At 59.4% G+C, this 10622-nt stretch carries 9 protein-coding genes and 1 tRNA gene; 3 read left to right on the forward strand and 7 right to left on the reverse strand.

All coding sequences use genetic code 11. From position 1 onward, the window contains the following. Positions 1-16: 16 nt before the first annotated feature. Genes MUN85_RS06640 through MUN85_RS06650 form a run of 3 tightly spaced genes read left to right on the forward strand, consistent with a single transcriptional unit; the run spans position 17 to position 3608 of the window. Complete coding sequence (locus tag MUN85_RS06640) at positions 17-640, forward strand: TetR/AcrR family transcriptional regulator (protein WP_250505960.1); 624 nt, start codon at positions 17-19, stop codon at positions 638-640. Further along, a complete protein-coding gene (locus MUN85_RS06645) occupies positions 637-1431 on the forward strand; it encodes an ATP-binding cassette domain-containing protein (protein ID WP_250505961.1) in 795 nt (264 codons plus the stop codon). Before MUN85_RS06640 ends, MUN85_RS06645 begins: the two co-directional genes overlap by 4 nt. Beyond that, positions 1428-3608: a YhgE/Pip family protein gene (locus MUN85_RS06650; RefSeq protein ID WP_250505962.1), complete on the forward strand. Its 2181-nt coding sequence runs from the start codon at positions 1428-1430 to the stop codon at positions 3606-3608. The genes MUN85_RS06645 and MUN85_RS06650 overlap by 4 nt, the downstream gene beginning before the upstream one ends. Here the strand turns inward: MUN85_RS06650 and MUN85_RS06655 are convergent. The 7 genes from MUN85_RS06655 to MUN85_RS06685 all read right to left on the reverse strand — a co-directional run bounded on the left by MUN85_RS06655 (position 3605) and on the right by MUN85_RS06685 (position 10396). Continuing rightward, entirely contained in the window at positions 3605-4564 is a 960-nt protein-coding gene (locus MUN85_RS06655; RefSeq protein WP_250505963.1) for an ornithine cyclodeaminase family protein, read from the reverse strand. The genes MUN85_RS06650 and MUN85_RS06655 overlap by 4 nt on opposite strands. A 221-nt stretch (positions 4565-4785) precedes the next feature. Beyond that, positions 4786-4859: transfer RNA gene (locus MUN85_RS06660), tRNA-Pro, on the reverse strand. A gap of 88 nt (positions 4860-4947) precedes the next feature. After that, positions 4948-7227: an MMPL family transporter gene (locus MUN85_RS06665; protein WP_250505964.1), complete on the reverse strand. Its 2280-nt coding sequence runs from the start codon at positions 7225-7227 to the stop codon at positions 4948-4950. Between the two features lie 28 nt (positions 7228-7255). Beyond that, positions 7256-8731 (reverse strand): ribosome biogenesis GTPase Der, encoded by a 1476-nt coding sequence (gene der / locus MUN85_RS06670; RefSeq protein WP_250505965.1) that lies wholly within the window; start codon positions 8729-8731, stop codon positions 7256-7258. A 20-nt stretch (positions 8732-8751) separates the two neighbouring features. Then, the gene (locus MUN85_RS06675; RefSeq protein WP_250505966.1) at positions 8752-9105 is read right to left on the reverse strand and encodes a response regulator transcription factor; all 354 of its coding nucleotides are present in this window, start codon (positions 9103-9105) and stop codon (positions 8752-8754) included. Further along, positions 9063-9371: a response regulator gene (locus MUN85_RS06680; RefSeq protein ID WP_250505967.1), complete on the reverse strand. Its 309-nt coding sequence runs from the start codon at positions 9369-9371 to the stop codon at positions 9063-9065. Before MUN85_RS06680 ends, MUN85_RS06675 begins: the two co-directional genes overlap by 43 nt. Then, the gene (locus MUN85_RS06685) at positions 9368-10396 is read right to left on the reverse strand and encodes a sensor histidine kinase (protein WP_250505968.1); all 1029 of its coding nucleotides are present in this window, start codon (positions 10394-10396) and stop codon (positions 9368-9370) included. Before MUN85_RS06685 ends, MUN85_RS06680 begins: the two co-directional genes overlap by 4 nt. Positions 10397-10622 lie beyond the last annotated feature (226 nt).

Below are 10622 nucleotides of genomic sequence, written 5' to 3' on the forward strand. Positions count from 1 at the left end.
CATGAAAGGTGGCGTGATGTCTGAACAAGCACCCGTGGTTGGCAGTAGGCCTAAGAAGGCGGATGTGCGACACGCGATCCTCACCGCGGCTGAGTCCTCCTTCCTTGAATTGGGGTATGACGCCACCTCGTTGAACCACATTGCACGGTCCGCGGGATACACAAAAGGCGCCATTTACTCGAATTTTGGATCGAAGCTTGAGTTGTTCCATACCGTCTATCAGCGCCGAATCGCTAACGGTCAGGATCTGGTGATGCGCGTCGTCGAGCGCGCATTTGCTGAAACTGAAACGAAGGATGAACTGCTGGATGTCCTGTCGCATCGAGTTTCTGAGGCGTTGCCAGAACTTGCGCCCTGGCAGCTGGCGCTCAGTGAACTGCGTTCTCACGTGGGCCGAGACGAGGCCGCCGCGACCACCTATGGGCAGCTGTACGCCGATCGCGTCACCGCCTTCACCCAAGCGTGCAAGACTCACCCCGCTATTGCCGCCGCGGGTGAGCACCGTATCCATGTGTTGGCAGTTTCCATGCTCTCGCTGATCAACGTCATTACCCTGGAGCTTTCCACTGGCACCGCAATCTTGACCGAGGATGTTTTGTCCGATGTCTTCCGGCAGAACCTCCAGGGAGTCCTGTCATGACCGAATCGCAGTCGCTAATTCAAGCCCGCGCACTGAGCGCCACTGCTCAGCAGGGCACCATCTTTGGCCCCCTCGATCTTACCGTTGAGGCAGGCGACCTGGTGATCGTTCACGGTGCGCGGGGATCTGGCAAATCTGCACTCCTGCTTGCGCTCGCCGGACGGTTTCGACCGCTTTCTGGCTCGCTTTACATCAACGGCATCGACGCAATTGCTGACCCATACGCGGCAATCGTCCATTCCTCGGTGGCGCGCCTCGGCAACTATGTCGCGCCCGAGGACCGCTTGACGATAAGCGAGTCAATTGCAGAGCGCGCCTACTTAGATGGCATTTCCATCGCCGCGGCCGAGGACCGCGCAAACGACATTGAGCAGTTGCTGGGCTATCGCGTTGACCGCAACGTGGAAATCGAACAGTTGGACCCGCTCACGCGCGTTGTTGTCTCTGCTGGGCTCGCCATGCTCCGCCCGACGAGCGTTGTTGTCATCGACGACGTCGATATGGTCGTGCCGCACTCACGCCAATTTGAGATGTTTGAGTGCCTTGCCCGTCTCACGGAGCTGGACGGTTGCGCGATCATTACCTCCGCCATCGACGCAGACACCGCGCCAGCTGGCAGCATCCGAATTCGGCTCGGCCATAAGGCCCTGCCCTACGTCGCCGCGATACATGACACTCCCGTTGATATCGAGACGGTTGACGCCGACCCAGACAGTCCTGATGATCCCGACGCGGATCAACCAGTGGACGAAACCATCATCACTCGCACGACCTCACAGCACGGCTCATGACACATCTTTCTCGTTACCTCACCTACGAATTTCGCCGATTTAAGGGCCTGTCGCGCCTCGCCCTCATCTTTATTCTGTTGATTCCGCTGCTGTATGGCGGCATCTATCTGCACGCGAACTGGGATCTCTACGCTCATATCGACAACATCAAAGTTGCGGTCGTTAACAAGGACAAGCCCGCAACTTTCGATGACAAGACCATCTCCGCGGGAGAAGAGTTTGAAGCTGCCCTGCGTTCAAACCCCGTTTTTGACTGGCAGTTTCTCGGAACCGACCAAACGCGAGCCGAAGAGGGTCTCACAGCGGGCGAGTACTTCATGGTTGTCACCGTGCCTGAGAATTTCTCTTCAAATCTCGTGAGTGCCGGCGCCTTCGACCCCAAGCGCGCCACCATCACTCTTCATCGTGATGACGCAAACGGCTTCATTATCGGAACGTTGACCGGAAAGGCCGACGATACTCTTTCTAAGACGCTGGATTCCACCGTCTCTGCAGCCTACTTCAACGCGCTCTTCACCAACCTGGACACCATTAAGTCAGGTATGCAAGCCGCTGCAGATGGTTCTGCGGAACTCGATTCTGGCCTCAGTCAAGTCAAGAACGGCGTTCATCAACTGAACGAAGCCGTTACGGACATCGATACCGGATCAATGCAGGGCGAAATTGACCGACTCAATTCGGGGTTAAGCGCTCTCGACTCGGCGGCAACTGGAGTAAGTGATGCGGGGCGAAGTTTCCGTGCGGCAGGTCGCGAGCTAGCTGGTGTGGGGCCTACGGTAAATCTCGGGGCATCGAACATCAAGAATTCACTGGCTCCAATCAAGAACTATTTCGACACCACGCTGCCAGATTTGCAGGACAAAGCCGTCAGTCTCGCGAATATCGATATTGATCTCCTCACGGGAGCTGATGGCGGCCTCATCGCTAATTCCCACAAGCACCTCTCGGCCTCCAGGGATCTCGTCGTCAAGTTGCGTCAGAATCCAGCCCTAGCGGAGGACCCCGATTTCCTCGCGAGCATCGAAAAAGAAATCGCAGCGTCACTCGAAAGTCAAAGCGCCGTCACTACCAAGCTGGCGGGCCACGCAAAACTCAGTGCCGACCTTTCTGTGGGGCTGGATCCAACGCTTCTGGCATCGTCTGCTAACGCTGTGAATGCGGCCTCATCGACGCTGACAGACTCCGCTGCGGCGTTAGATCGTGCAGGAAAGAACCTCAATGAGGGCCTGGATGCTATCGATGGCACTTCAGCGGAAGTTAATAGTGCTCTGAGTGACGTTCGTTCCGCATCTTCCGCTTTCTTGTCCAAGGCCCCGCAGCTCGTCAGCGGAGTCCTCCAGCTTTCAGATGCACTCGGACGGCTCGACACTGCCGTTCCTCAGCTATCAGATGGCGCTCACGAACTAGCGACAAAGTTGGCCGATGGCGTGCAGCAGCTGCCAGATCTCAGCGAGGACGAGCGGACAAACCTGGCTACCATTATGTCCTCCCCCGTAGATGTGGAGCAGGTCGTTACTCACGATGCCCAGACGTACGGACGCGGATTGGCTCCCATGTTCTTTTCCATCGCGTTGTGGATCGCCGCAGTTTCGACCTTCCTCGTGGTCCGTACAATTTCCGGTCGTGCTCTTTCCTCTCGAGCGCGTCCGGCTCGACTCGCCTTTTTCGGCTTCGGGCCCGTCGGCGCAATCGCGCTTATTGGGGGCCTGATTATGGGACTTGGAGTATGGGCACTGCTTGGTTTGGATCCGGTGCATCCGATCCTGTATTTGCTACTGATCGCTGTAACGTCGCTATCCTTTATGGCGCTCGGATACTGGATTAGGCTCTTACTTGGATCTCCCCAAACTGCGCTTTTCTTGGTGTTGCTGATCTTACAGTTGCCGGCATCAGGCGGGACATTCCCACCTCAAATGCTTGGCCCCTTCTACCAATTCATTGCGAAGATCTCCCCTATGAAATACAGCGTGGACGCATTCCGCGTTGCGATCTCGGGCGGTGCAATGTCGACGTATTGGCTCTCGTTGGGGATACTAGCTGCGATTCTCGCAGGCTCACTCGTCATTACCTGGTACCTCGTGAAGAAACGCCAAATCTTCAGGATGCGCGACCTGCACCCGCCGATGGTGACTTCGACCTCCACCGCAGATTACGCATTTTCCGTCAGGCCGCGTTAAGGAAACTCGACAAGCGTTCCAATATTGCGCTCTTCGGCGCGCTGCAAGCAGAGGCTCGCAATCGCGACATCTTCCAAGGCCAGCCCAAGGTTCATGACGCAAATGCGGCCATCTGAGGGCAAGTCAAGGGACCCGGTGATGAGCTGGAAACACTCCCCATCCGGTTTGCGTAGCTGTCCGAAGTGCGTTCCACGTTCAGCCACATTGCTGAATTGGTCCAGATCATCGACGAGAAAAAGAGAGGAATCATTGATGGTCTCCGAGGCCACCGCATCGTCGTAATCAACGGGTAGCACGACGGCACGAGGATCAGAGTTTGAGCAATCGAGCCTAGGCTCAAGGGGTCGCGAAAGCGTGGTGATAATAAGATCGGCCTCCGCGACGGCTTCTTGTGGGGTAGCTGCAACATGCGTAGTGCGATCCCCCGTGTCTTTCAACACGGTCGCTGCCTTGTGAGGAGTACGGTCGAAGATCGTCACCTTTTCGATCTCAGGACTGGTATGCAGTGCCATGGCGAGGTGCCCACGTGCTTGAACGCCGGCTCCAATAATCGCGAGTCGCTGTGGTGAATACCCGAGGCTGCGAAGAACCGCTGCTGATACGGCCGGGGTCCGAACATCTGTAAGCCAGCCGCCATCCAGTAGTGCCAGGGGACGTCCGGTAGCGGCGTCATTCAAAATCATCGAGCCGTAGATATAAGGTAAACCGTGCGATTTGTTGGAATCGACTCCAGACACCCACTTCAATCCCACCTGATCGCTGCCGCCCAGATATGCCGGCATCGCATTGAAAAATGAATCAGGACGGCTTGCCACCTTCGGCTTAGGAGGATTCTGTACTTGGCCTTTTGATTTCTGGACAAAGGCATCAATGACCGCTTCGGTAAGCTCGACCCAGCCAAGTTCTAGGCTTTCGAGGGCTTTGCGGTTCAAAATCCGCAAGTAAGACGTCTCCATACCCCCACGGTAAGTGAGCACCTCCTTGCTCGCGCGTCGGAGGCCCTTCTTAGTGCGTGACTCGGAAGATTTAGGGTGACGCGTATAGGCTCCGCTAGGTACTCTCGCCCCCAACCAGAACTACCAGCAGCAAAAGCGAACGATGACGCGAGACATACCCCGCCAAAAATAAGCAATGTCCCACGCCATCGAGTGAACGATGACGTGAGACATCACAAGTGTCGGGCTGGCGGGATTTGAACCCACGACCCCTTGACCCCCAGTCAAGTGCGCTACCAAGCTGCGCCACAGCCCGTAGTTCGATGACCTCGAACTAACCTAGTTGAGTATAGGGCACCGCGGCGCCCGAATGCGAATCGCGTGCGGCGTGATTCGCGCGAGATCTAGGCGGTCTCGCGTTCCTTGTCAGGAACGTCACCATCGGAGTTGTGGCGTCGTTTCGCGGGCCAACAGATCCACTCCCCTACATCGTGGGTAAATCCACCGACAAGGAGCGTGCGGACGATAAAGGTATCGATGAGGACACCCAGCGCGACGATGACCGCAAGCTGCAGCATGAAGAGCAAGGGAATCACCGAGAGCACCGCGAATGTCGCTGCGAGGACGAGCCCGGCAGATGTGATGACGCCGCCCGTTGTCGCAAGGGCTTTTCGTAGGGCTTCCTTCGTCGGGTGGTGCATCGATTCTTCGCGCACCCGCGTCATCAGGAAGATCGTGTAGTCGATTCCAAGCGCGACGAGGAATACGAATCCATAAAGCGGGACCGAGGGATCGGCGCCTGGCAGATCGAGCAGGTGGTTGAATGCCAGCGCTGCGAGCCCCATGGTGGCAAGGAATGATAGACAGTTCGCCACGATCAACATCAGCGGCGCTGCCAGCGAGCGCAACAAGATGATGAGCATGATAAAAATGCCCAGCAAGGTGATGGGTACGACCCGCCAGATATCAGCACGTGCCGTGTCTCGCGTATCGAGCTTCTCCGCCGCGGCTCCTCCCACGAGGGCGTCAGAGTCGGCTTCATGAGCAACTGACCGAACGTTGGTGACGACGTCCCACGAGCGAGGATCATCCGGGAGGTGTTCGGTCGCCACCTCGAGCATGACTTTGCCGTCGACAACCTTGGGTTCTGGTGGCGCCTGTTCCCCGCTGGGAGCTCCTTCGCCATCTGCGGGGGCACCCTGTGTATCGGGCGGCGGGCCCTGCTCGCCTTGGCCGCCGGCGCCCGGCGGCATTCCCTCGGGCATATCCGCATAGGGTTTGACGTCTTCAACCCCATCCAAATCAGCGATCGCATCGGCGACGCTGGAGGCTTCATCTTCGGTGACAATGACCTGAACCGGCTGGACGGCACCAGCGGGGAAATGATCTTCCAGAACTTGGTTTCCGGAGACAGCATCACTGCCACCGATGAGGATGTCCGAGTCAGAGGTGCCATTGGCCTTAAACGTGGGAGCTAGCGCGGACGCCGCGATGAGGAGCAGTGCTGTCGCGATCCAGACCAGGCGGTCGCGGCGTGCCACAAATCTGGCAACCGCTGACCACAGCCGATGCTTCTCCCGATGCTCCGAGTCCGTGCGCGGAATCGAGGGCCAGAAGAACCCGCGGGAACGCTTGCCGAGAATCAGCAGCAGTGCGGGCAACAGCGTCAGGGCCGCGAGGAGGGCTGCCACGATTCCGATTGTGGCGATTGGACCGAGAGAGCGGGTGGCAGACAACCCCGAAAGCAGCAGCGCAAGCAGACCGACAATAACCGTCGCGCCGGAGGCCACAATAGCGGGCGTGGCCCCCTTTAAGGCGGCCACCATCGCGTCACGCGGCAGCTCGTGTTCGCTGAGCGCCTCGCGGTAGCGGGCCACCAACAGCAGCGAGTAGTCGGTCGTTGCGCCGATGACGAGGATCGACATAATTCCCTGGCTCTGCCCATCCAGGGTCAAGATCTCGTTGGCCGCGAGTTGGTAGACAAGCAGCGCCGCGCCACACAGGGCGAACAGGTCAGTCGCGAGGACCGCAATCGGGAGAATCGGAGAGCGGTAAACGATGAGGAGGATGACCGCCACGACACCTAGCGCGACGAGGAGCAGAAGAAGATCGACTCCGCCGAATGCGCCGACGAGATCAGCAATGTAGCCGCCGGGACCCGCGACGTGCAGCTCCATTCCAGCAGGAACGTCCGCATCTTGAATGGCGCTGCGAAGGGCATCGACAACCGTTCCGATGCCGCTCGTTCCCTCACCGCGTGCGTCAGCTACCTTTTCCGGGACGTCGAGCGGAATGAGGATCGCTTTGAGGTCCTCAGAAGGGATTGCCGCGGCCTTCTCAGCTTCGGAGAGTTCGCCGATGGTGACCTTATCCCCGGTAGTGGGGTCAGTGATCTCCGTATCGAAGAGTGTTTGGGCAAATTCTTGGAACTGGCCTATTTCTTCCTTGGTCAGCTCTTGGTCGCTGGCGCCGGTGACCAACACCGGAATTGCGTCCACTTCCAGGAATTCCTGCGCGGCGGCCGCAGCTCTCGTCGATTCCGCATCAGCTGAAAGGAAGCTCGCCGAGTCGTTTTCTTGGACGCTCGAGAGTTTTCCTTGGGCCATCCCACCAAACGCGAGGATGACGAGCCAGATAGCGAGGAATACCAGCCGAATCGGCAATCGTGTGAGCAGTTTCGGCATGGTGCCCTCCCTTGGCAGTGTCAGGCTCCTATTTTCGTTGGCGTCGCTCCCGCACGCGAACGGAGATCTCGATAGGCGTTCCTTCGAACTCGAAATTCTCGCGCAGTTTGCGTTCAATAAACCGACGATACTGATGTTCGATGAAACCTGTCGCAAAGAGGACGAAGCGCGGCGGGCGCGCCGAGATTTGGGTACCGAAGAGGATTCTCGGCTGCTTGCCACCGCGAACTGGGTGCGGATTCGCGGCGGATATCTCGCCCAGGAATGCGTTGAGGCGCCCTGTCGGGATTCGGGTGTCCCACGAGTCGAGTGCGACATCGAGAGCGCGCGTCAGGCGGTTCGTGTGCCATCCCGTCTTGGCCGACAGCCGGATCATCGGCGCCCATTCGATGCGACGAAGCTCCTGTTCGATCTCGCGAGCGAGGAAGAGGCGGCGATCCTCGTCGACTTCATCCCATTTGTTGAAGACGATGACGAGGGCACGACCGGCGTCGATCGCGAGCTGAATGACACGGACGTCCTGCTCGGTCATGGGTTCGGAGGCGTCAACGAGAACGACCGCGACCTCGGCCTTTTCCAGAGCTTGTTGGGTGCGGAGCACGGCGTAGAAGTCTGCGCCCTCGGCCTTGTGTACCCGTCGGCGGATGCCGGCGGTATCGACGAACCACCAGTCGCGGCCATCGATCTCGATCAATTCGTCGACTGGGTCACGGGTCGTACCTGCGATCTCGTTGACGACGACGCGCCCCTCCCCCGCCAGTTGGTTCAACAGTGAGGATTTACCGACGTTGGGACGCCCGACAAGGGCCACGCGGCGTGGGCCGTCAGCCGGCAGCGGGTTAGCCACGGCGGAGACCTCCGGCAGGACTTCGAGCAGGGCGTCGAGCAGGTCGCCAGAGCCGCGGCCGTGCAGGCCGGATACGGGGTAGGGCTCCCCGAGTCCAAGCGACCACAGCATAGCGGCGTCGCTTTCTTGGGTGCGTGAATCTACCTTGTTGGCGGCGAGGATGACGGGCTTTCCGCTGCGTCGCAGCATCTGCACGACGCGCTCGTCAGTATCAGTCGCACCGACCGTAGCATCGACCACAAGGATGACGACGTCTGCGCGTTCGACAGCGATTTCGGCCTGCGCGGCAACCGAGGCATCCAAGCCGGCAACATCAACTTCCCACCCGCCGGTGTCGACAAGCGTGAAACGCCTGCCGTTCCACTCAGCCGGGTAGGCGACGCGATCTCGGGTGACTCCGGGCGTGTCCTGGACGACGGCCCCGCGATAGCCGATGATGCGGTTGACGATCGTCGACTTGCCGACGTTGGGACGTCCGACAATCGCGACGACGGGTAGCCCCGCCTCGCCACCGTCTGCGGTCGTTTCGACCTCATCACCTTGCAGGAGTGCTAGGTCATCGGCGTCGAGTTCGTAGTCGTCGAGTGAGGCTCGCAGGGCGCGGGCGCGCGACTCATCGGACTCGGTCGTCTCAGGGGCAGTGTTCTCGTCGGTCACCCCTTCATCTTCTCACGATGCTAGGAAAGCAGGCGCCGTCGGTATCCTTCGGCCACTGCGGCGGCCCGGTCGTTGACTCCGAGTTTGTGAAAGATGTGCTGCAGGTGGGTCTTGACGCTGGCTTGCCCGATGAAGAGTGCCGCCGCGGCTTCCTTGTTCGAAGCGCCATCGGCAACGAGTTGCAGGACCTCTAACTCCCGATTCGTGAGGACGCCCGATTCCGGTCGCGACACATGACCGATGAGATGCGCCGTCGCCGCCGGGGCGAGCACCGATTCCCCGCGGGCTGCTGATCGCACGGCCGCCACGAGTTCGGCCGGGAGCGCGTCCTTCAGCAAGTAGCCAATCGCCCCTGCTTCAATTGCCGGAAGCACGTCATTTCGCTATCGAAGGTCGTCAAAATGATGACGCGAGCACTTGGCAGTGTGACACGCAGCTGTGCCGTCGCCTGGACACCATCAAGAATCGGCATGCGCAGGTCCATCAAGACGACATCTGCAGCAAGCTGGCCTGCTAGCTTGACGGCTTCTTCCCCATTGCTCGCCTCGCCGGCGACCACGATGTCCTCGAGGTTAGAAAAATTGCCTCGCAAGCCACTACGCACAATGGGATGCTCATCGACAATCAGCAAACGAATCATGATGCGACCTCCGCTGTCGCAGTAAGTACCGGCACGGACGCGCTTATCGCTGTGCCCTCCCCTAGCTCGGACTCGATGGCCAGGTCGCCACCGATTCCGCGGATCCGCTGCCGCATGCTCGTCAGCCCGAAACCGTTTGTCGGCCCATGCATTCCGCGTCCGTCATCGCGAATATCTAACAAGACATCCTGATCACCGTAGGAAAGTGTGAGTGCGACGCGTGACGCCTGGGCATGCTTTGCGACATTCGTCAGCGCTTCCTGGCTGACTCGAAAGAGCGAGACATCGAGCGCTGGGCTCAGCGCAACCGGCTCACGTGTGATTTCAACGTGGACCGGCACCCCGTTGGTCTCCTGCCAGGTGGCGGCCAAGGTGCGCAGTGCCTCGGGAAGTTGTGCGTGGCCAAGTTCTCGGGGCTGCAGCGCTTTGACAGAGCGACGTGCCTCGTCCAGCGATGATTTGGCAAGGAGCAAGGCGCTCTCGACTCGCGCGGCGCTGTCTTGCTGGTCCCGTGCGCCTTGGGCCGCGTGAAGCTGGGTGATCACGCCGGCGAGGCCTTGCGCGATGGTGTCGTGGATTTCGCGTGCCAGCCGCCCCCGCTCGTCATGGACTCCAGCTTCTCGAGCTTGCACCACAAGCTGCGCGTGCACGCCGGCATTCTCATCGAGGGCGGCCTGAAGCCGCGCGAGGAGTTCGTCTCGCTTCTCCTCGGCCTTCACTGCCTGCAGCGTAATGACCAGGCCTGCTCCGATCGCCGCCGTCTGCACAATGATGATCATCCCAGCGAAGGCGACGTCCTGGGTCGATATGGTCGGCCGTCCGAGAAGAGTAATGCCGTTGATAACGAAGGAGGTGAGGAAGATACCGAAGAGACCGGCCCGCCATGACGCCAAGATATGGGCATGGAAAAACCCTGTGATCAAGAAGACCACAAAGGAGTCATCAAGGAGGACGAGAGCGCTGCCAAGGACGAGCAGCGTGAAGAAGTACCCCACCGCGCTTGGCCGTGGCTGCTCGCCGCGCATGGTGGGGCGGGTGTGCCCCCAGTAGATGAGCGCGGCTGAGGCACCAACAAGTGTTAGTGCCGTCAGCGCGCGCCAGGGTTCAAAGGTGGTCGCCCCGGTATGTCCTGTATCGGGACATAGTTGACAGATGTGTCAAAGCATTGTTGACAGCGAGAAGGCTCTCGGAAGAAATTCCGGGGGTCTTCTTTGTTTTGGTGGTGGGGGTTCTTAGGTGGGGTCTTTGATT

This window comes from Bowdeniella massiliensis, assembly GCF_023634005.1.
Classification (GTDB): domain Bacteria; phylum Actinomycetota; class Actinomycetes; order Actinomycetales; family Actinomycetaceae; genus Bowdeniella; species Bowdeniella massiliensis.